The sequence below is a fragment of the Ruegeria sp. O11 genome, from assembly GCF_056535285.1.
This window is the reverse complement of sequence record NZ_JBQERS010000005.1, coordinates 157106-178540: the sequence shown is the minus strand read 5'-3', so window position 1 is coordinate 178540 and position 21435 is coordinate 157106. Positions and strand designations below refer to the sequence as shown.

Here is a 21435-nt window from a genome sequence, read left to right as displayed (position 1 = left end):
GGCCATTCGTTCAGGGTGAGGGCGCGACTTTGGTTAACATCGCTTTGACCATATCATCCTGATTGATGTGTAACCGGACCGGAAGTGTCAGGACTTTACTTCGGAACGCCGCAGGTAAGCGCACGGCGTCCTTCTCGGTTGTAACCAATTGGGCGCCCAACGCTTTGGAGTCCTTCTCCAAGCGGCTCATAAGGGCGGTTGTCAGCGGCTGGTGATCGTCCAAAGCTTCGGCGCGCAGAAGTTTTGCGCCTTGTTGCCGCAGAGTTTCAAAAAACTTCTCGGGGTATCCGATGCCTGCAAATGCCAGAACAGAGGTATCGCTCCAGTCCATCCCGGTTTGCAGCGGTCGCATCTCACCCGTGGCGTGGGGCACCGAAAGGGCGTGGCTCCATCTTTCAGCGAAAATCGATTGCGCCTCGAAATCGCCAAGGGACAATACAAGATCAGCTCGCTTCAACCCCGCCTCCACAGGTTCTCGCAAGGGTCCGGCAGGAAGGCACAGCCCGTTGCCAAATCCCCGCGCGGCATCCACCACGATGATCGAAAAGTCTTTGTTGACAGAGGGATTTTGAAATCCGTCATCCAGTACAATTGCGGTCGCGCCCGCAGCTGCGGCAGCCTGTGCTCCGGCGGCACGATCCTTGGCAACCCAGACTTCGGCGAATGCGGCCAACAAAAGGGGTTCGTCGCCCACCTGCGCCGCGGTGTGTTTCCGTGGGTCAACCTGCACTGGGCCTTCCAGAGATCCACCATGTCCGCGGGTGACAACATGAGGCTGGTGCCAGATGCCCCTAAGACAATCCAGTACCCATATTACGGTTGGCGTTTTGCCGGTGCCGCCCGCGTTCAGGTTGCCGACGCAGATTACCGGTATCCCCGGTGAGAGGCTCTGCCCGCTCTCCACGCGGCGGGCTGTCGCGGACGCGTAGATGCGGCCGAGTGGTGCAAGTAATCTGGCCCGCAAGTCCAACTGATCGGGGGCCGAATTCCAGAAATCAGGGGCGCGCATGGTGGGCCCTCCGCCGGTCCAGCGTGTCTTGCACCATGTCGATCAGTTGATCCGCCTGTGGCGCGCCTTCGGTTACAATCTGCCAACCGGCCAATGCCATGTCTGCGGTACGGTCCGGAGCCAGCAACTCGACTACGCCATCGCCCAACTCAGTCGCCGATTTTATGGTTATGGCGGCGTTGGCTTGGTTCAACCTATCATAAAGGACCTGGTAATTGCCGACATGCGGGCCATTAATCACCGCCGATCCCAACGCGACTGCAATTAACGGGTCTTGACCACCTGCGTTGCGTTCCAACGAACTGCCCATGAATGTCACGGCTGAAACACGATGCCAAAGGCCCAGATCTTCGGGTTCTGATGTCACGATGACTTGCGTTGTATCCTCAATGGCATGACCTTCGTCCCAATTAGCGCATCGCAAGTCCATCGCCTCTAAACGTTTGTACAATGGCGCGGCCTCGGATGCATCGGCCACGTGCAGAACCATAGCAAGACGCGGTAACAATCGTAGTGCCTGGCGATGTGCACTGAGTACCGAAATAAACTCCTTGGCCTGAACCCATGCGGCCAGCCAAACTGGCCGACCGGCCAGAATGTGGTTGGTCTCGATCAATTCATCCTCGGGCCAGGGGGTTGGGTTGGGGCTGACATGAAGAGGAGGCTCCACCGAAATTTTTGCCGAGTTGACCCCCAATCTCCGGATTTGGCGTGCTGTTTCATCATTTGTGGTGAGGATGGTCGTAAAGCAATCCAGCGTATAACGGGTAATATCCGGGAGCCAACGCCCACCTCGTGCCGTCTTCACTTCAACCAATGCCTCAAGCAGTACGAGCGGGATTGACCGTTCCTGCGCACGGGTAATGATGTTTGGCATTAATCCACCGCCGAACCAAAGTCCCATATCGGGGCGCCAATGGTCCAGGAAAGCTCGTGCGGCACCGGTGTGTTCGGCCGGGAGCTTTAGAATTTGGCAGCTGCACTCTTCCCATTCTCCGAAATCGGCGTCGGGAGGCGCTGTTAGAAGCAGCGACAATCCCGGTCGCGCGGACATCAAGCGGCGACAGAAATCATCAACGGCGCGCAGCCGGTATGGTGTGCTGACATGCACCCATAAAACTTCTCCTTCAGGTCGCGCTACACCTGCAAAGCTGGTGTTCTTGGGAACACCCCAAGAAAGGACCCGATAGGCCGCCAGGCTGAGAGATCGTGGTTTATTCATGCTGAGATGCCGATCCCGCGCGGGTCCAATCTGGAACGAAGATTTTCATGAACCTCTGAGCCCGCCGCTACAACGCCATTCAGGCGAGGGTGAGCATTATTGAACCGTAAAGGATGCCCCAACCGATCTGTACAGCGTCCGCCCGCCTCACGCAGGATAAGATCACCGGCGGCGATATCCCATTCCCAACTGGGGCGCAGGGTCAGCATTCCATCGAACCGTCCTTGTGCAACCAATGCCATCCGATAAGCGAGTGACGGCCGGTACACTCGGCGAAAGTCCGGGACAGCCTCAGACAGCCAATGGCGCGGATCAAGATTAGGTTTTGCGGCCAGAATCTCGGCGTCGGACAGCTGCACCCGCCCAGAAACGTATATGGGTCTGCCATTCAGCGTTGCGCCTTGCCCTTTTGCGGCGGCATAAAGCAGATCGCGCATTGGCAGATAAATGACCGCTGCCGTTACCTCCCCCTGCTCAGACACGGCCAGCGAATGCGCCCAGGTGCGTGATCCTTCGGCAAAACTGCGGGTGCCATCGATGGGGTCAATGACAAAGACCCGATTATGGGTCAGGCGATCAGGTGAATCCTCGGTTTCTTCGCTGAGCCAGCCATAGTCCGGGCGGGCAGCCTGCAGTTCACGCTCGAGCATTGCATTGACGGCCAGATCAGCTTCGGTAACCGGTCCTGCGCCTTTGGGTTTGTCCCAGCGCTGGGCGTCAGGGCCCGAATAGCGCGTGGCGATCTTTCCCGCCTCAAGCGCGGCGTCGATCAGCAGGGACAGGTCAGTTGCCGGCAAGGGTCATCCCTTCAATCAGCAGCGAGGGTACAACGCGCGACAGGTAAGCCCGCGCATCGTTGGCAGGAATGATGCGCATTAGCATATCGCGCAGATTGCCCGCGATGGTGCATTCGTTGACAGGGTGTGTGATCTCACCGTTTTCGACCCAAAAACCCGATGCACCGCGGGAATAGTCGCCGGTATTGGGGTTGATGGTCGAACCAATCATCGACGTAACCAACAGCCCTGTCCCCATATCGCGCAATAAGTCAGCACGTGTTTTGTCGCCCGGCGTCAGGCTAAGGTTCCAGTTGCTGGGTGAGGGTGGCCCGGATACGCCGCGCGCGGCGTTCCCGGTAGAACTCATTTCCAGTTTGCGCGCGCTGGACAAATCCAGCGTCCACCCAGTCAGCACGCCATCCTCAACGATAGCCCGCCGGTGTGTTGCCAGGCCTTCGGCGTCAAATGGGCGCGAGCCGGAGATGCGCGGGCGATGCGGGTCCTCGATCAGCGACAGGTGTGACGGCAGAACTTGCTGCCCTAGGCTTTCCTTCAGCCAAGAGGCTCCGCGTGCAATAGCGGCGCCATTGCTGGCCGCCAGCAGATGGCCGATCAGGGACGAAGAAATACGCTCGTCGAAGACGACAGGGAAACTGCCGGTCTGCGGTTTGCGCGCACCCACGATCTGAACCGCGCGCTCACCCGCTGTTCGGCCAATCTCGGCCGGGCTGCGCAGATCTGACTGAAAGGTACGGCTGTCACCGTCATAGTCACGTTCCATCCCCGTGCCCGCGCCGGATATGGCAACGCATGAGGTTGAACGGCTGCTGCGCATGTAGCCACCCGAAAAGCCGTTTGTCGCGGCAAGATGGACCCGGTGAGTGCCATAAGCCGCCGCCGCGTCAGAAACCTGCGATACGCCCGCAACTTCCAACGCCGCTGCTTCGGCAGCCAACGCGTCCTGCATCAGAGCTTCGGCGCTGGGTTCAGGGGCCGTGTCAAAAAGTTCCAGTGCATCCATGTCCCAGTCGGTGATCAACTGGTCGGGTTCAGCCAAACCGGTAAACGGATCCTCCGGGGCTTCCCGGGCCATGGCAACAGCCCTTTCGGCCATCGCTTTGAGGGTCTCGGGACGGCTGTCTGAACTGGAAACGATCGCCTGACGCTTGCCCAGAAAAACCCGCAGCCCCAGATCGGTTGCTTCCGAGCGTTCGGCATGTTCCAACGCACCACCACGCACCTCGACAGAAACGGATGATCCATCAATAACAATGGCATCGGCCGCCTCGGCGCCAGCCCTGCGGGCTGCGTCCAGCAGTTCGTCGCTGATGTTCTGAGGTGTTCGGGTCATGAGGCCTCCGGTCTGGTTATACTGGACCTAGCCTCGGATCGTTCGTCCCGCAAGGCCTGCAGCACAATAGCGTAATGTGCCTCAGGCGGGAAAGGCCACGATTGCGGCCTTTCCCCATATGTTGATCACTTGATACGCTGACCGTTGGCCAGAATCTGTCCGTCCTCGGTGAACTCAATATTCGAATTCAACGTGTCGGGTTCTTCGCCTGGAACAGCCATCAGACCCATCATCATACGGGCACCCAGCGCGTCGTTTTCCGAGACAAAGCCCATGCCGATCAGCTTGTCGAGCAGAGCATTGGCCCCGACAAGTTTCAGATTGGCGACGCCCGACGGGGCGGGTAGACCATCAAACTCTTCGGTGTTGGAATTGTCGAACGTGAAGTCTCCATTCCCGGTCAACTCTGCCCCGACCAGCGACACAAGCAGTTCGTTGATCTTCAGTGAATGCAACTCGCCCGGAACCACATCAGATGTCTCAAGCTCTTCCACTGCTTCTGGGTCCATGAAATCAACCAGAACCTTGGCGGTGCCGGTCGTATCCAACGCAATGGTTGCCGGATCACGGGGCAGCGCGCCTGCAGGGTCAAACATGCTCCACAAAATGTCGGACATGGTGAAATCGGTCAGGTTTATGCCAAACCCGAAGGGCTGGATCTCTTCCGACGCCTGAACGGGGAACTCAAATTTCAGCCCGGCATTGGCCATTGCCATTTCGATTGGGAACGGCAGGTCGGCCGTTGTGACCGCCAGCTTCGTGCCGTTCTGCGCAAGATCGTAAACAAGCCTCTGGGCATCGATGCTGCCGGTAAATCTGCCACCTTCGGAACTGCTGCTCAGCGAGAACGGTTCGCCCTCTGATGTACCCGCCATTTCGGTGCTACCCGAGGCATAGGTAAAGGTCCCTGACGCGGCAAACCCTGCCTTATAGATGTCTTCAATATTTGCGACATCCATGCCGGGTGGGATGATTGTATCACCGTCAAACTTCAGGTCATCAAGCTTGCCGCTGATCCGGCCCGTATCTTCGCTATCGGGCTCGTTAAAGGCGACGTCATAGGACAGACTGCTAGCGGTAAGTTGCTGCTCTATATTGCGTTTCTCATTGATTTCCATCTGGGAAGCGCCAGCAATATCGTTCATCTGGACATTCAGGGCCAGCATGTCATCCGGCGCAGTCTCACCGTCGAATTCCATCGAGTCCAGCGTGAGAGACAGACTGTTCGCCGTATAGTCGTAAGTCATATTTTCGGGAGTACCCGAGACGACCATTTCCAGAGCGTCATGAGAATAGACCAGATCGGCCGAGAATGTCTCCCCCTCAGCCTCACCCGAAATCGTCATTGGAAAGCTGGCAGGGAACCCGATATTGACCGTGCCGTCGCCATTCTCGGTCAGCGTCATCTCAGGGATGACCATATCAAATGTGCCTTCGGTATCCGGAATCGCCATCGCCATCGTCATGTTCGAGATGGTTGTGACGCTGCCTGATACGCTTTGCTCACCGGTTACGTCATAGCCCATCCCGCCCAGATAGGCCTGCCAGTCGGACCAAACATCATCGGCTGTTACATCTGCAAATGCGCCGTTTGTGGCAACGGCATATGCCAAAGCTGCACCGCAGCTGCGGCGAAGGAAAACAGTCATAAGAGAACCCTTCTTGATCAATTTGACGGCATCGTCGTGCCTGTAGCGATCAGCGTCAAGGGGGAAGGGGTGGACCAATTCCCCATTTGCAGGGTACGAGTTAAGACAATTTCAAATGCAGGGATTTAAGCGATGCATATGCAAGGGAAAACTGTATTGATCACTGGGGCCAGCCGAGGTATCGGCGCAGAAGCCGGGCGCGTTTTTGCCGCAGCCGGGGCCAATGTGGCTCTGGTCGCGCGCAGCCGTGATCAGATCGAAGCGTTGGCTGCGGCGCTGGGTGAAAATGTGATCGCGTTGGCTTGCGATGTCAGCGATTTTGCGCAGGTAGAACAGACAGTTGCCGACTGCATTGATCGGTTTGGTGCACTGGACGTGCTGATCGGGAACGCGGGTGTGATCGATCCGATTTTTCATCTGTCGAACGCGGATACACAGGCTTGGAGCCATGCGATCGATGTCAATCTAAAAGGTATCTTCTATGGAATGCGCGCGGCTTTGCCCATCATGCGGGCGTCAGGCGGGGGCACGGTTTTGACCGTCTCGTCCGGCGCGGCGTCTAATCCCGTGGAAGCCTGGAGCCACTATTGCGCCTCCAAAGCTGGTGCCAAGATGTTAACGGAATGCGTGCATTTGGAAGAGGCGCATCATGGCATCCGCGCCATGGGCTTGTCGCCGGGGACCGTGGCCACCGATATGCAGCGGGTGATCAAGGCCAGCGGTATCAACCCGGTCAGCCAGCTGGATTGGGACGATCATATCCCCGCAGATTGGCCGGCTCGGGCGTTGATGTGGATGTGTTCGGCGGATGCGGATGAGTTTTTGGGGACCGAGATATCGCTGCGCAATGAAGAAATCCGCAAACGAGTTGGTCTGACGTGATTGATCTGACCCAAGAAGACGGGTTGTGGACGGTCACGTTGAACAACCCGGAAAAGGCCAATGCACTGACTTCAGCGATGCTGGGTGAATTGGTCCACATCGCAGAGACCGCAACTGAGGCCCGCGCGTTGATCCTGACCGGCGTAGGCCGGGTTTTCAGCGCAGGTGCAGATCTCGAGGAAGCGCGGGCGGGACTTGCAACCTCAGATCTGTGGGAACGACTTTCGGGTGCGATTGCTGCGTTGCCCTGCCTGACGGTGGCGGCGCTCAATGGCACGCTGGCGGGTGGGGCCAACGGTATGGTTCTGGCCTGTGATCTGCGTATCGCAGTTCCGTCAGCCAAGTTTTTCTATCCAGTCATGAAGCTGGGTTTTTTGCCGCAACCCTCTGATCCGAAACGGATGGCCGCTTTGATTGGCCCATCCAGAACTAAAATGATCTTGATGGCCGGGCAAAAGATCTCGGCCGAAGAAGCGTACAACTTTGGGTTGGTTGATCGGGTTGTCGAGGCCGATCTACTGATGCCCACCGCGCGGGAGTTGGTAGCAGACAGTCTGTCTGCTGACCCAGCGATTGCAGCTGGTATCGCCGGATTGTGCCCATGAGGATGGCTGCACTGCGCTTGCGAGTGACAGATCCGAATGGGTTAGCTGCGTTCTATCGCGATGCGCTTGGTATGTCGGTTCAGGCCGAAGGTGCCAATCGCCGCGTGGGATACCCCGGCCAAGATGCTGATCTTTTGCTGATGCCGGGTGGCGGCGGCTATCACCACGACCGTGGTCAGCGCTATTGGAAGATCGGGATCACGCTGCCGAATGTTGATCTTGCGGCAGATATACTGCGCCAGAAGGGTATCGCGGTCAGCGCGCCGGGACAGTTTTTGGACATTGGCTACATGTGCCATCTGAGTGATCCCGAGGGGTTTGTCATCGAGCTGCTGCAGCATGATTTCGAGGGTAACCGACCCGACGAAGCCGCCGGCCCGGACACCCCATTTGCCGAGGCCCACATTGGTCAGATCACCTTGCGGACTGGTGACATCGCCGCTGAAGATGCGTTTTGCCGATCTCAGGGAATGACTTTGCTATCTATGCAAGATGTCGAACCTTACGGCTTTGATCTGCATTTTTATGCGTTTACAGCCGACGCGCCTCCTAACCCCGATCTCTGGGCGGTCGAGAATCGCGAATGGCTGTGGAAGCGCCGCTACACGACGTTGGAGTTCCAACATATCCCAAGTGCCCGGTTTGCGCCGGTGCCGGATTATCTTGGGATCGAGGTCGAAGGTTTGGCAGACCCGCGAGAGGATGCATTCGGTGATCCATGGCTCCCGGGTAGTTAACGACCGCGCCGTTTACCGGGCACCTTTGACCGAAAACCCGGTGGGCGTTTACGCACCCAATCCAGAAACTTTTTCAGCCTTGGGTGCGCGCGCAGCGAATCGACCGTGTTGTAGTCGCGCGCCAATTCGGCCTCGGTGAGTGTAGCATGTACTTCTTTGTGGCAGATCTGATGCAATAAAACGGTTGGCCCGCCCTTGCCTCCTTTGAGCTTTGGGATCAGATGGTGCAGGCTACCACCCCCTTCAGGGATCGGGCGGTTACAGAGCGGGCAGATCGGATCAGAATTTGCCATGACCTAACTTTGCGCCGAAGCGTGCATTGGGCAAGAGGAACACAATGGCGCAAACCGTTGTCATAGGAGCAGGACCAGCGGGATTGATTGCTGCCGAGCAACTTGCTGCTGCGGGGCATAAGGTTCTTGTGGCCGAAGCGAAACCTTCGGTGGCGCGCAAATTTTTGATGGCAGGAAAGTCCGGGCTGAACCTGACGAAAGACGAATCCTTTGAGACTCTTATTTCCGCATATGGGGAAGCTGCGAACTGGCTGCACCCGATGATCCAAGCGTTTGACGCGCAGGCGGTCATGTTTTGGGCCGGTGGTCTGGGGCAAGAACTTTTTACAGGTTCAACCGGCCGGGTATTTCCCAAAGCGATGAAGGCATCGCCCTTATTGCGGGCGTGGTTGACCCGACTTGATCGGGCTGGTGTCGAGATCAAAACCCGATGGCGCTGGAAAGGTTGGCAAAATGGCGCTTTGGTGTTTGAAACGCCCATTGGGGCACAGTTTTGCACCCCAGACGCGACTATATTAGCGCTCGGTGGCGCCAGTTGGGCGCGGCTTGGATCGGATGGGGCATGGGCACCTTGGCTTGTAGAACAAGGTGTCAGCGTGGCCCCGTTCGCACCCGCAAATGCGGCTCTTTCAGTCGATTGGAGCCCTTATATGCAACCTCATTTTGGTGCGGCCCTAAAGTCGGTGAGATGGTGGGCAGGTCAATTTCAATGCCGAGGTGAGGCGACGATTTCCGCAAAGGGCCTGGAAGGTGGGGGACTGTATTCTCTGACGCCGGCACTTCGGAATGGCTTGCCGCTTTTTGTGGATCTGGTTCCGGATGTTTCGAAAGATGCGCTGCATGAGCGATTGAGTGCGAAGAAACCCAAGGCGACTCTGTCGCATTGGCTGAAGAATGGTTTGCGCCTGTCTTCGCAGAAGGTCGCTTTGTTTCATGAAATGACCAAAGGCAGCGATTTGGCACCTTCGCATTGGGTTGAGACCCTGAAGAACCTGCCTTTACACAATTCTGGCCTGCGCCCGATGGATGAAGCGATCTCGACTGCAGGTGGTATTGAGCGTCATTCGGTGGATGAAGGCCTAATGCTGACCGCCTTGCCTGGCGTCTTCTGTGCAGGCGAGATGCTGGATTGGGAAGCGCCAACTGGCGGTTATCTTCTGACCGGCTGTCTGGCGACGGGTCGATGGGCTGGGCAGTCGGCTGTTGAATGGTTGAACCGATAGGCTTCAGCCGGATCTGGCCAGCATTGCCAAGCGGATCATGGCCCTCTCCACCAGCGCCATTGCTGGTGCGGTTTGGCCAGCCGAGCGCAAGGACAGATCAGTATCGGTCAGAACCGTTAATGCGGTCTGCAATTTCTGTGCCCCCCAACCCTGGGCTTGCCGTAAGATCCGATCGCGCCGTTTGCCATAGACCGGAGGGCGCAATTTGCCGATTCCCTGTGCCGCCCCGCCTGGATCTGACGCACAGGCATAAAGAGTCCGGAAATGTCGCGTGGCACCGATACACAAAGTTACCGCATTGGTGCCCTGCGCCTGCAACCGCCGGATCAATGGCCCGATCTCTTGTGCACGGCCTTCGGCGACAACGTTCAACACATCATCCAGCGCGGCCTCAGTCGACCTTGGCGCACATGCCTCGATATCTTCTATGATCAGTTCGCTTGTGTCGCCACGCTTGTAAAGTGACAGTTTCTCTACAGTTTGCGTGAAATCGCCGGGGCTAAGCGCCATGGCGAGCTCGCTGAGGGCCGACATCGAATCACGCGGAATATTCTGTAATCCGGCTTGCGCTAGAATTCGTTCTACCTCGGCCCGAGAGGGTGGATCATCATAGATACCAACGGCGTACGCTGCCGGGTTCGCCTCAAACGCTTTGCGGATTTTTGAGCTGGGTTTGAGCTGACCAGCGGTTACAACGATTTGAGCGTCGCCATGATCCCAGTCTTCCAAAGCGCCGAGAATCGCGGGCGCTGCCATATCTGTCGTGTCTTCGACAAATACCGCGCGTGGTCCGGGAAAAAACCCGACCGCCTTTACTGCGTCCAGCAACAAGGCCGGGTCGCTGCGCAGCTCGCTTCCAGGGATTCGGGTCAGGCGCATTTCTTCTTCCGCGCCGGGTCCAAGCAGGGCGGCCAGTACCTGTTGGCGTTTCAGGGCAACCCGCATGGCGTCCGCGCCGTAGATCAGCAGACCCGCTTTGCCCTCATCCGGCTTGGCAAAATATCCCTCAGCCTCGCGCGGGCTCAGCTTCATGCGGACAGGCCCGGTGTGGCATATAGACGATTTACGATCTGATCGGCCAGGATCACCATCAATCTCTCGGTCGCGTCGCGTTCATCAGCCAATGTTGAGACGGTCGAGCCAGCGGCAGAATAACCGACGAAATCTGTGACCCGTCCAGAGGCAAGGACCTGCCCGGTCGCGTCGGACTTCAACTCGTATCTGGCATTGCCATCAATCGTGTAGCGATTGGTTTCATTTGCCGTCGTGATTGAGGCTCGGCGGGTGACCGTCGAAACCACGACATCTAGTTTGTATTCATTGCCGGAGGTCGCGCTTCGGCCCAATTTACGCTCAAGATTCTGTACCAGCAGAAAACTTTCGACCGTATTCGGTGCTGATACCTCGACCTTGCCATCCAGAGCCGAGCCTGATCCACCGGGTGCATAGACCGGCTCGAACCCGCAAGCGGCAAGCGCTAGCGGCATCAACAGCAAGGTTCTGCGATCAAACGACGACATTTACGATTCGGCCCGGAACAACGATCACTTTCTTCGGAGCAGCGCCATCCAGCGCCTTTTGCACAGCTTCGGTGCTGAGCGCGATTTTTTCAACCTCTGCCTTGTCCATGTCTTTCGGAACGCTGATTTCTGCACGGCGCTTGCCGTTGATCTGAATGGGCAGGGTGATGGTGTCATCAACCAGCATCGCCTCATCGGCCACAGGCCACGGAGCTGTTGCGACCAAACCTTCGCCGTCCAGCATCTGCCAAAGCTCTTCTGACAGGTGAGGGGTCATGGGCGACATAAGCTGTGCCAGCGTTTTTGCGGCCTCGCGCTTGGCTGCGGTGCCCGCCTTTGATTTCGCCAGCGTGTTGGTGAAGGCATAAAGCTTGGCGATCGAGGCGTTGAAGCCGAAGGATTCGACGCCGCCTGACACATCGTGAATGGCTTTGTGCATCTCGCGCAGTAGCGCTTCGTCCTCGGCATTAGCGGCCACGTCCGACCCGACGATTTCCAATGCGATCCGGTAGACGCGGCTCAGGTGCTTGAACGCGGCTTCAGCGCCGGACGCGGTCCATTCCACGTCGCGTTCGGGTGGCGAATCGGACAGCACGAACCAGCGCGCGGTATCGGCACCGAAGGCCGAGATGATGCTTACCGGATCAACCACGTTTTTCTTGGATTTCGACATCTTGGCCGAAGGGATGATCTCTACCTCGGTGCCGTCGGCCAATTTGCCGTCGGTCACATCCTCGGGCAGGTGGTAGACCGGTCGGCCCTTGGCATCGCGCGTCTGGTAGATCTCGTGCGTGACCATGCCTTGCGTGAATAGCGCATTGAAGGGCTCGATGGCTTTTTTCGGCAGGTGGCCAGTGATGTTCATCGCCCGCGCGAAGAAACGGGAATAGAGCAGGTGCAGAATCGCGTGTTCGATCCCACCGATATACTGGTCGACGTTCATCCAATACTCGGCTTCGGCAAGATCGGTAGGCGATTCCGCGCGCGGCGCAGTGAAACGGGCGAAATACCACGACGAATCGACGAACGTGTCCATCGTGTCGGTTTCACGCTTGGCCGGTGCGCCGCAGGACGGGCAAGGGGTGTCACGCCAGTTGGGGTGACGGTCCAGCGGGTTGCCAGGGATCGAAAAGTCGATTGGTTCGCCGTTGCCACCGTCATAGGGTAGCTGAATTGGCAGATTCTCTTTCTTCTCGGGCACGGTGCCGCATTTGTCACAATGGACCACGGGAATCGGGCAACCCCAATACCGCTGACGGCTCAGACCCCAGTCGCGCAGGCGGTACTTAGTGACGCCTTCACCCCATCCTGCTTTTTCGGCGAAATCGACCGTCGCGTTAATCGCCTCATCACCGGTCGCCTCGGTCAGACCGGCAAAATGTTTCACCCAGCGGACCTTTTCGGTCTTAGGCGGCACAAAGGCGATTTTGTCGACCGGTGTGTCACTGTCCAGTGCGAAGAACGTGTCGATCACCGGCAGGTCGTATTTGCGGCAGAAATCCAGATCGCGCTGGTCATGGGCGGGGCAGGCGAAGATCGCGCCGGTGCCATAGTCCATGAGGATGAAGTTGGCGATCCAAACCGGCAGCTCCCAGTTCGGGTCCAAAGGGTGCTTGACGCGGATGCCGGTGTCGTAACCCAGCTTTTCGGCCGTTTCGATGGCTTCTTCGGTCGTGCCACCCTTGCGGCATTCGGCAACAAATTCAGCAACTTCGGGGTTATCGGCCTCAAGCTGCTTGGCGATCGGGTGATCAGGCGAGATGCCAACAAAAGATGCCCCCAGCAGCGTGTCGGGACGAGTCGTATAGACGGTGATAGGCTCTTCGCCATCGGTTCGTTCGAACCCAAACTGAAGGCCGCGCGACTTGCCTATCCAGTTTTCTTGCATCAGGCGCACCTTGGCGGGCCAGTTATCCAGCGTGTCCAGCGCGTCGAGTAGCTCCTCGGAATAATCCGAGATCTTGAAGAACCACTGAGTCAGTTCCCGACGCTCCACTAAGGCGCCCGAACGCCAGCCACGGCCGTTTTCCACCTGTTCATTGGCCAAAACGGTCATGTCGACCGGGTCCCAGTTCACTACGGCGTTCTTGCGGTAGACAAGACCGGCCTCAAGCATATCTAGGAACAGCGCTTGCTGTTGGCCGTAGTATTCCGGATCACAGGTGGCAAATTCACGTGACCAATCGATCGACAGGCCCAGCGGTTTCATCTGTCCGCGCATGTCGGCGATGTTGCCGTAGGTCCAGTCTTTAGGGTGGCCGCCGATTGCCATCGCGGCATTTTCGGCTGGCATTCCGAAGGCATCCCAGCCCATCGGATGTAGCACGTTATGTCCGGTCGCCAGTTTATGCCGCGCGATCACGTCGCCCATCGTATAGTTGCGCACATGCCCCATATGAATGCGGCCTGAGGGATAGGGGAACATTTCAAGCACGTAGTATTTCGGCTTGTCCGCCTTGTGGTTGGCGGTGAAGATTCCGGCCTTGTCCCAGGCCTCTTGCCATTTTGCTTCGATTTCGTTGGCCGAGTAGCGCGACATGGTGCGGTCCTTCGTGAATGAAAACGCCGGGCATGAACCCGGCGTTGTATTATTGTGATTTCTTGCGGGTTGCTAGAACTTGTTGTCAGCAATCCGTAGCTGACGGGCCCGGGATAGGATTGCATCCTCAACCGCGCGGGAAGTTGCCGCACTGACCGGGGAACCGCCACTGGTTTGAAGCGCAACAGAAAGTGAGCGCGCTTCGAGCGCTGGATCACTAATATGTACCGTTGCGCGATACGACCGCCCGCCGCCGGGCGGCCTTCCGTAACCGGTAACGATCACACCTGTAAACGGATCAACCTCTTCAATGGGCAGGAAATTCAGCACGTCCAGGGACGCGGCCCAAAGATAGCGGTTTACCTGCGTTACCTGCTCGGATGTGTCCGGGCCGAAGATGTCCCATATCGTCGTACGATTCGGATCATTCAGCTCACGCTCTTCTGACGAGCTGCCATCAACGGTCAAAACGCTGGCGTCCCCTGGCGGCAGTCGCCCGCGGCTACAGGCAGAGACAGTCGCCGTCACCATGATCAAACCCAGAATCGTTATCAGGCGCATCGTTGGAAGGTCCTGTTTTACTTGTTTTGTACTGTTTGAATGTCACTCCTAGACAAGGAGTGGTGCTGCAACAAGCCTATTCTTTACATATGGGCGTGAGTTACCCGCAGGACCTGGCGGAAAATCGACTGTGGCATCCTTGCACCAATTCGATCTGAATGACGGCAGAGCGTTTATGCCAAGCTTGCGCAACCGGGGTAAAAAAAGCGAAACGATGTCCGTGCTGAGACGCGTGCTTTGCATGTGTCGAGTAGAAATATCTTTGAAACCGAGGGAAACAAGATGAAAAAAGTTCTCTTCGCATCGACCGCTCTGATCGCAACCGCAAGTGTTGCAGCGGCCGACGTTAAATTCAGCGGTTATGGCCGCTTTGGTATTGGTTACCTGGAAGACCGTACCGGCACCGTTGATTCGATTGATGGCGGCACCGCTTCTGGCGTTGACACCGACAACACAATCCTGATCTCGCGTTTCCGTCTGAACATCGACGGCACCGCAGAAACCGACGGTGGTGTTGAGTTCTCGGCTCGTGTTCGTCTGCAAGCTGACGAAAACGCCGGCAACGGCGAAGCAGGCACAGCTCAGCTGAGCGGCGCGCGCTTCTCGGCAATCTACGGCGGTCTGCGTGTTGACGCGGGCAACGTATCGGGTGCCTTCGACAACCTGGCAAACTACTACGGTAACGAGCCTGGCCTGGAATTCTTCATCGGTCAGTATGCCGCTGTTGACTACAACTTCCTGGCATTCTCGTCGACCGGTTCAGGTTCGAACGCTGTGTTCTTCCAGTACGCAGTTGGCGATTTCGCCTTTGGCGCGTCGTATGACCAAGCCACTTTTGCTGAAACCGCAACTGCCGGTGCAGACACCGACAGCGGCGACCGCTGGGATATCAGTGCAACTTACACCTTCGGCAACGTCACAGCCGCTCTGGCCTATGGTCAGACCGACCGTCCGTTCGGTGGTGAGAAAGACACTCTGACTGTACTGACCCTGGGTGCTGACTTCGGCGACTTCAACGGTACCCTGTTTGTAGCTGACGATGACGTTGCAGCAGATAACCTGAATGGCACCGCGTATGGTTTCTCGCTGGCCTACAACTTTGGCGCGGCAACCACTCTGACCGCTGCTTACGGTGACGGTAGCGCAGACGACGATACCCAGCAGTACGGCATCGGCTTCATCCATGACCTGGGTGGCGGTGTGTCGCTGAAAGGTGGTCTGGGCAACACCAAAGCTGGTGACGGCGACAGCCGCGTTCGCGCAGACTTCGGTGTCAACTTCAACTTCTAAGTTGATTTGAACCGCAAGGTTTAAGGGCAGGTCTTCGGACCTGCCCTTTTCTTTTTCGGCTACATGGTGTTTTGCTGCAGCAAACGCAGAATGAGAGGCCCCATGTCGCTGCAAGATATCACCGACCGTATCGCAAAAGCGGAATCCGCATCCGGGCGCGCCACTGGGTCTGTAAAGTTGATCGCGGTTTCCAAGGTTCAACCCAACGATCGGGTCGAAGCCGTTTTGCAACAGGGCCATCGGTGTTTTGGAGAGAACCGGGTTCAGGAGGCAGCGGGCAAATGGCCCGCGTTCCGGGAAAGTTATCCAGATGTCGATTTGCATTTGATCGGACCGCTGCAGACCAACAAGGCACGGCAGGCGATCGAGCTTTGCGATGCTATCCATTCGGTCGACCGGCCTAAGCTTGCGAAAACACTGGCGAGATTGGCGCAAGAGATGGGCAAGTGCCCGGATCTGTTCATTCAGGTCAATACGGGAGAAGAGGATCAGAAGGCAGGCGTACTTCCACTTGATGCGGATACACTTATCGCTGAATGCCGGGGCCTTGACTTGCCCATTCGTGGATTGATGTGCATACCACCGGTCGAAGAAGAACCCGCGCTGCACTTCGCGCTTTTGGCAAAAATAGCCGAAAGGAACGGGTTGGACGGGTTATCGATGGGGATGAGCAGCGATTTCGAATCCGCAATTGCCTTGGGCGCGACTCACGTTCGTGTCGGATCAGCCATCTTTGGTGCGCGCGTTAAGCCTGAGGAATGATCAGCCGATTACCCGGTGCAATCTGCCGCGCGATCCATCGTAGATGGTCGCGCCGGAAGGCGATGCAGCCTTCTGTGGGATAGCGCGGTCGTCGCCACTGATGCAGGAATATGGCCGAACCTTGACCGGGTATCGAGTCAGGGTAATTCCAGTCGGTTATAAGTATCAGATCGTACAACGGATCGGGACGACGCAGTTTTTCGTGGCTGTAGCCGTGAGGCGCATGAACCAGATGATTATAGGCGGTGTCTTCTACGTCGTCTGACCATAAATCGTTTGTTCCGATAGGGCGCGCCCAAGAAGCGGGCCGCGACATTCGGTCAGCGCGGTAGAGCATCCCGACAATATGATGTGCGCCCACAGGTGTAGCCCCATCACCTTCCCGTTTGGTTCGACTCAAAGATCCCCTGCCTATCGCACAGGGGAACATGCGCCCCAGAAACCGTATGCCCCGAGGTGTTAGAACCAGATCGCGTGGTGTCACAGTAAATGACCCGATTTCGCCGCTTTGGTTGCAAGATATGAGCGGTTGAAATCGGTTTCGCCCACCTTCAGCGGAACGCGTTCAGTGACGGCGATTCCGGTTCGCTCCATCATCGCGATCTTAGCGGGGTTGTTGGTTAGCAGACGCACCGAACTGAACCCCAGAGACTTCAGGATGTCAGACCCCAGTCGAAAATCCCGCTCGTCATCTTCGAAACCCAATCGATGATTGGCTTCAACCGTATCAAAGCCCTGATCTTGTAAAAAATAGGCGCGCATCTTGTTGGCGAGGCCAATGCCGCGCCCTTCCTGATTCAGATAGAGCAGTACCCCCGCACCTTCGGCGCCCATCTGAGTTAAAGCCCCGCGCAATTGCGGACCGCAGTCGCATTTCAGGCTGCCCATAAGATCACCGGTAAAACAGGCTGAATGCAGCCGAGCGAGGACGGGTTTGTCTCGGTCCGGGCGTCCGATCTCAACGGCGTAATGTTCCTCTCCGCCGTCTTCGGGGCGGAATACGTGCAGGCGACCAGCCTCTGAAACTTCCATCGGAAGGCGCGCGGCGACGACAGGATGCAACGCGCTTCGATCGGTCAGATGTGGTGCCGCGCGTGCATGATCGATACGGGTCAGCCCGTGCGTTGCTGCAAACTCATGGCTTTCATCGATGGGGACGACCACAGTCGCGGGTAGCAGTTGGGCCGATTTGGCCAACGCAATCGCGATCCGGTGCAAATTTGCGCTGCCCTGCCGCTGGGTCATCAACGGCCCTTTCATGGGCGCGTTCAGATCGTCCGAGGGGTCTGCGACTGCCTGGACCCAGCTTAGCTCGGCATCCGCCGGGATCATGACCCGGGCCAGATCGCCGTCATACGCGCGCGCTTTTAGTGTTTCGGCGCGCCGCATTGTAATGGCCACAACCGGTTCTCCACCAAGGGTACGCAAGTCTGCCAGTCTCTGCGGGCTCAGCGTTTCCGTAGCGAACGCAAGAACACCGAATCCCAGTTCATCCGTTAGAACGACAGGAACACCCATTCGCAGGTCGGCCCGCGCCCGCGCCAGCAGTTCAGTTATGTTGGGGACGAGACTCATGTATGTTACCCTATAACGATTTGTCTTTCTCCTACCCTGATCAATGGGAAATGTGAAACAATTCCTATGCGACAGACACGAGGCCGTGAGGCGACTGCAGTATATCTTGCTGATTGCATTCTCCGTACGCAAGTGATGGAAAAGGCTTAGGAGGACCGGACATGGCTCAGCTCAAGAAAATCCTGCTGGTGGATGATGACGAAGATTTGCGCGAAGCGCTCAGCGAGCAACTCGTGATGACTGAAGATTTTGATGTGTTCGAAGCATCAGATGGTCAATCCGCAATGGAGCGTGCACGCGAAGCGATTTATGATCTGGTTATTCTAGATGTCGGCCTGCCCGATACCGATGGCCGCGAGCTGTGCCGCCTGATGCGCAAGCAAGGTGTTAAAAGCCCTGTACTGATGCTGACCGGGCACGACAGTGATGCCGATACGATCCTTGGCCTGGATGCAGGTGCAAACGACTATGTCAGCAAGCCTTTCAAATTCCCGGTTCTTTTGGCACGCATTCGGGCCCAACTGCGTCAACACGAACAATCCGAGGATGCAGTATTTGTTCTTGGCCCCTACACCTTCAAGCCAGCGATGAAGATGCTGATGACCGAAGATGATCGCAAGATCCGTCTGACTGAGAAAGAGACAAACATTCTCAAGTTTCTCTATCGGTCGACCGATGGCGTTGTCGCGCGCGATGTCCTGCTGCACGAAGTGTGGGGTTATAACGCCGGTGTTACGACGCACACATTGGAAACACACATCTACCGTCTACGTCAGAAGATCGAACCCGACCCGTCAAATGCGCGCCTTTTGGTCACAGAATCGGGCGGATATCGCCTTGTTGCTTGACTAATGGTGGATTGACTTGGATCAAAGTGATACCCTGTAGGTATCTTTAGATTACTCCCAACCCGCGCATGTCCGGGTTATGACATGCACCTCCCTGTTGGACTGCCGGGCCCCATGGCCCGGCTTTTTTTAACGCTCAGCCAATTGATCGCCTGAATTCTACTATGTTGTCACGATCAGAGATTGAGATGAAACTGACCTTTACACGCCTACCCGAGGTTGATCCGCAAGATATTCTTTCGCACATGTCTGATCCTCGCCTGGCTGAACATTTGCCTCTGTTAACAAGCGGATGGGACAACGTAGCCGTCGTCCAATTTGTTCAGGTCAAGGAAGAGTACTGGGTGCGTGACGGGCTTGGGCATTGGGCAATATTGCAGGGCGATACATACATAGGTTGGGGTGGGTTCCAAAAAGAAGGCGACGAGTGGGACTATGGTTTGGTTCTGAGGCCTGAATATTTTGGATTAGGCTCGCGGATCACGCGACAGGCAATTGAATTTGCTATTGCGGACCCGCGCATCCCGTTCGTGACGTTTTTACTGCCTCTATCGCGTCGAAAATTGGGGGCTTTGGCACGGTTGGGTGCCCACTATATCGGTGAAATCGAGTATGAGGGTGCGAAGTTCAGAAAGTATCGTATTAAAACAGGCTGAAAGCCCGATACATGCTGTTTCACGCAATAGGATCCGATTTGTCGGTCTTTTCCCATGGCGCCGCTCACAGTCGCGCGCTAACCTGCGCAAATCGAGACAAAGGAACTTTCCGATATGCCCTTTACCCTTGCCACATGGAACATCAACTCGGTCCGCCTGCGTGAGCCTATCGTGCTGAAATTGCTGCAGGAAGAGGCGCCAGATGTGCTGTGTTTGCAGGAATGCAAGTCGCCGGTCGACAAGATCCCGACCGAGGGCTTTGCCGAGCTTGGCTACACGCATTTGATCGCGCGGGGGCAGAAGGGCTATAACGGTGTCGCCATCCTGTCCCGGCTGCCGCTAGAGGAAGTGGGGGACAAAGATTTCGCGGGATTGGGTCATGCACGCCATATCGCGGGTCGGCTGGATAATGGTGTGACCATCCACAATTTCTATGTTCCTGCCGGAGGTGATGTCCCGGATCGCGAGGTGAACGAGAAATTTGGTCAGAAACTGGACTACCTGACCGATATGCGGGACTGGTTCCATGCAGAGAAGCCGGAAAAGTCCATACTGGTTGGCGATTTAAATATTGCCCCGCGCGAAGATGATGTCTGGTCGCACAAACAACTGCTCAAGGTGGTTTCGCATACGCCGATCGAAGTTGAAGCGCTAGCCGAGACGCAGGATGCGGGTGGCTGGGTCGATATTACCCGGCAGGATATCCCCGAAGGGCAGCTTTATAGCTGGTGGTCATACCGTGCGCGGGATTGGGACGCGGCAGATAAGGGGCGCAGGCTGGATCATGTCTGGGCCACGCCTGATATCTCGAACGCTGGCCATTCCAGCCGAGTTTTGCGCGATGCGCGTGGATGGGAGAAACCAAGCGATCACGCGCCGGTTTTTGCGACATTCGACGTCTGATTGATGTAAAAACGCTCGACTCAGCCCTTGGTTTCTGAACTGCGGGGCTGCATATAGAGCGCAAATACGAACCTGAGAGTAAATACCATGGATCTTCTGAACGGCGCAGCCAGCCCTGATACCACTGATCTGATCAAGGATGGGACCGAGGCCACTTTTATGGCCGATGTGGTCGAAGCCTCGCAAGAGATGCCGATCATCGTCGATTTCTGGGCTCCATGGTGCGGTCCTTGCAAAACGCTGGGCCCGGCACTGGAAGAGGCTGTGACCGCAGCCAAGGGCGCGGTCAAGATGGTCAAGATCAACGTGGATGAGGCTCAGATGATTGCTGGACAACTGCGTGTTCAGTCGATTCCAACCGTCTATGCCTTTCACAAGGGTCAACCAATTGACGGATTTCAAGGCGCATTGCCAGGGTCTGAGATCAAGGCATTTATTGATCGCGTGATCGAAGCCGCAGGTGGCGAGAGCCCCGGTAATCAGCTGGACGATGCGGTTCAGGCCGCAGAAGAAATGTTGACTGAAGGGGCGGCTGTTGACGCGGCGCAAACCTTTGCTGCTATTCTGGGCGAGGATGCCAACCACGCTGCAGCTTATGGCGGGCTAGTACGGGCGCATATCGCGCTGGGTGATCTGGATCAGGCCGAAGCCATCCTCAACGGTGCCCCGGCCGAGATTTCAACTTCACCCGAGGTTGAAGCAGCCCATGCGCAGCTCGAACTGGCCAAACAGGCGGCGGATGCGGGGCCGGTTGGTGAATTGACTGCGGCGGTTGAGGCTGAGCCTGACAACCATCAAGCCCGATTTGATCTTGCGCAGGCCTTGCATGCCAACGGTGATGTTGAAGAGGCGGTCGCTCAATTGCTCGAACTGTTCCGCCGCGATCGTGAATGGAATGAGGGCGCGGCCAAGGCTCAGCTCTTCACGATCTTCGATGCGCTCAAGCCCAATGATCCGATCGTGTTGAACGGACGGCGCAAGCTCAGCTCGATGATATTTGCCTAAATTCCGATCAGGGCTACACTCGTCTA

Annotated in this window: 22 protein-coding genes; 10 read left to right on the top strand and 12 right to left on the bottom strand. The window is 56.9% G+C overall.

Annotated elements, in window-relative coordinates:
* Positions 1-10: 10 nt before the first annotated feature.
* The 5 genes from lpxK to ACRZ91_RS12435 form a co-directional block, all read right to left on the bottom strand.
* Positions 11-1009, bottom strand: coding sequence for a tetraacyldisaccharide 4'-kinase (gene lpxK / locus ACRZ91_RS12455; protein WP_480905760.1), 999 nt, complete (start codon positions 1007-1009; stop codon positions 11-13).
* The gene (locus ACRZ91_RS12450) at positions 996-2231 is read right to left on the bottom strand and encodes a 3-deoxy-D-manno-octulosonic acid transferase (RefSeq protein ID WP_480905757.1); all 1236 of its coding nucleotides are present in this window, start codon (positions 2229-2231) and stop codon (positions 996-998) included. The genes lpxK and ACRZ91_RS12450 overlap by 14 nt, the downstream gene beginning before the upstream one ends.
* On the bottom strand, positions 2228-3028 hold the full coding sequence (locus ACRZ91_RS12445) for an inositol monophosphatase family protein (RefSeq protein WP_480905754.1): 801 nt from the start codon (positions 3026-3028) through the stop codon (positions 2228-2230). The genes ACRZ91_RS12450 and ACRZ91_RS12445 overlap by 4 nt, the downstream gene beginning before the upstream one ends.
* Positions 3015-4361, bottom strand: a complete 1347-nt coding sequence (locus ACRZ91_RS12440; RefSeq protein ID WP_480905751.1) for a TldD/PmbA family protein — start codon at positions 4359-4361, stop codon at positions 3015-3017. The genes ACRZ91_RS12445 and ACRZ91_RS12440 overlap by 14 nt, the downstream gene beginning before the upstream one ends.
* Positions 4362-4486: 125 nt before the next feature.
* Complete coding sequence (locus tag ACRZ91_RS12435) at positions 4487-6010, bottom strand: DUF2125 domain-containing protein (protein WP_480905748.1); 1524 nt, start codon at positions 6008-6010, stop codon at positions 4487-4489.
* Positions 6011-6142: 132 nt separating this feature from the next.
* Between ACRZ91_RS12435 and ACRZ91_RS12430 the strand changes: the two genes are divergently transcribed.
* Genes ACRZ91_RS12430 through ACRZ91_RS12420 form a run of 3 tightly spaced genes read left to right on the top strand, consistent with a single transcriptional unit; the run spans position 6143 to position 8234 of the window.
* Complete coding sequence (locus tag ACRZ91_RS12430; protein ID WP_480905745.1) at positions 6143-6892, top strand: SDR family oxidoreductase; 750 nt, start codon at positions 6143-6145, stop codon at positions 6890-6892.
* Positions 6889-7497 carry an enoyl-CoA hydratase/isomerase family protein gene (locus ACRZ91_RS12425; protein WP_170545257.1) on the top strand — a complete coding sequence of 203 codons (609 nt, stop codon included), beginning with the start codon at positions 6889-6891 and terminating at the stop codon, positions 7495-7497. The genes ACRZ91_RS12430 and ACRZ91_RS12425 overlap by 4 nt, the downstream gene beginning before the upstream one ends.
* Positions 7494-8234 (top strand): VOC family protein, encoded by a 741-nt coding sequence (locus tag ACRZ91_RS12420; RefSeq protein ID WP_480905742.1) that lies wholly within the window; start codon positions 7494-7496, stop codon positions 8232-8234. The genes ACRZ91_RS12425 and ACRZ91_RS12420 overlap by 4 nt, the downstream gene beginning before the upstream one ends.
* Here the strand turns inward: ACRZ91_RS12420 and ACRZ91_RS12415 are convergent.
* Positions 8231-8527 carry an HNH endonuclease gene (locus ACRZ91_RS12415; protein WP_260023286.1) on the bottom strand — a complete coding sequence of 99 codons (297 nt, stop codon included), beginning with the start codon at positions 8525-8527 and terminating at the stop codon, positions 8231-8233. The two genes, ACRZ91_RS12420 and ACRZ91_RS12415, sit on opposite strands and share 4 nt — an antisense overlap.
* 44 nt (positions 8528-8571) lie before the next feature.
* Between ACRZ91_RS12415 and ACRZ91_RS12410 the strand changes: the two genes are divergently transcribed.
* A complete protein-coding gene (locus tag ACRZ91_RS12410; RefSeq protein ID WP_480905739.1) occupies positions 8572-9750 on the top strand; it encodes a TIGR03862 family flavoprotein in 1179 nt (392 codons plus the stop codon).
* A gap of 3 nt (positions 9751-9753) precedes the next feature.
* Here the strand turns inward: ACRZ91_RS12410 and holA are convergent, their stop codons facing one another.
* The 4 genes from holA to ACRZ91_RS12390 form a co-directional block, all read right to left on the bottom strand.
* On the bottom strand, positions 9754-10782 hold the full coding sequence (gene holA / locus ACRZ91_RS12405; protein WP_480905736.1) for a DNA polymerase III subunit delta: 1029 nt from the start codon (positions 10780-10782) through the stop codon (positions 9754-9756).
* Complete coding sequence (gene lptE / locus ACRZ91_RS12400; protein WP_170545248.1) at positions 10779-11270, bottom strand: LPS assembly lipoprotein LptE; 492 nt, start codon at positions 11268-11270, stop codon at positions 10779-10781. The genes holA and lptE overlap by 4 nt, the downstream gene beginning before the upstream one ends.
* Positions 11257-13809 carry a leucine--tRNA ligase gene (gene leuS, locus ACRZ91_RS12395; protein ID WP_480905733.1) on the bottom strand — a complete coding sequence of 851 codons (2553 nt, stop codon included), beginning with the start codon at positions 13807-13809 and terminating at the stop codon, positions 11257-11259. The genes lptE and leuS overlap by 14 nt, the downstream gene beginning before the upstream one ends.
* Positions 13810-13881: 72 nt before the next feature.
* Positions 13882-14370, bottom strand: a complete 489-nt coding sequence (locus ACRZ91_RS12390) for a DUF3576 domain-containing protein (protein ID WP_010440798.1) — start codon at positions 14368-14370, stop codon at positions 13882-13884.
* Positions 14371-14652: 282 nt separating this feature from the next.
* Here ACRZ91_RS12390 and ACRZ91_RS12385 point away from each other — a divergent pair, with 282 nt between their 5' ends.
* A complete protein-coding gene (locus tag ACRZ91_RS12385; RefSeq protein ID WP_260023281.1) occupies positions 14653-15660 on the top strand; it encodes a porin in 1008 nt (335 codons plus the stop codon).
* A 102-nt stretch (positions 15661-15762) separates the two neighbouring features.
* Positions 15763-16422: a YggS family pyridoxal phosphate-dependent enzyme gene (locus tag ACRZ91_RS12380; protein WP_480905729.1), complete on the top strand. Its 660-nt coding sequence runs from the start codon at positions 15763-15765 to the stop codon at positions 16420-16422.
* Here the strand turns inward: ACRZ91_RS12380 and ACRZ91_RS12375 are convergent.
* Entirely contained in the window at positions 16406-16906 is a 501-nt protein-coding gene (locus tag ACRZ91_RS12375; protein ID WP_029621876.1) for a L,D-transpeptidase family protein, read from the bottom strand. The genes ACRZ91_RS12380 and ACRZ91_RS12375 overlap by 17 nt on opposite strands.
* Entirely contained in the window at positions 16903-17997 is a 1095-nt protein-coding gene (gene ribA, locus ACRZ91_RS12370; protein ID WP_260023277.1) for a GTP cyclohydrolase II, read from the bottom strand. The genes ACRZ91_RS12375 and ribA overlap by 4 nt, the downstream gene beginning before the upstream one ends.
* Before the next feature lie 161 nt (positions 17998-18158).
* Here ribA and ACRZ91_RS12365 point away from each other — a divergent pair, with 161 nt between their 5' ends.
* From ACRZ91_RS12365 to ACRZ91_RS12350, 4 genes are all read left to right on the top strand, one after another.
* Positions 18159-18845: a response regulator transcription factor gene (locus ACRZ91_RS12365; RefSeq protein ID WP_008756096.1), complete on the top strand. Its 687-nt coding sequence runs from the start codon at positions 18159-18161 to the stop codon at positions 18843-18845.
* A 188-nt stretch (positions 18846-19033) separates the two neighbouring features.
* Positions 19034-19501, top strand: a complete 468-nt coding sequence (locus ACRZ91_RS12360) for a GNAT family N-acetyltransferase (protein ID WP_480905725.1) — start codon at positions 19034-19036, stop codon at positions 19499-19501.
* Positions 19502-19615: 114 nt separating this feature from the next.
* A complete protein-coding gene (locus tag ACRZ91_RS12355) occupies positions 19616-20404 on the top strand; it encodes an exodeoxyribonuclease III (protein WP_480905723.1) in 789 nt (262 codons plus the stop codon).
* A gap of 87 nt (positions 20405-20491) precedes the next feature.
* On the top strand, positions 20492-21409 hold the full coding sequence (locus tag ACRZ91_RS12350; RefSeq protein WP_170476264.1) for a tetratricopeptide repeat protein: 918 nt from the start codon (positions 20492-20494) through the stop codon (positions 21407-21409).
* Positions 21410-21435: the final 26 nt, after the last annotated feature.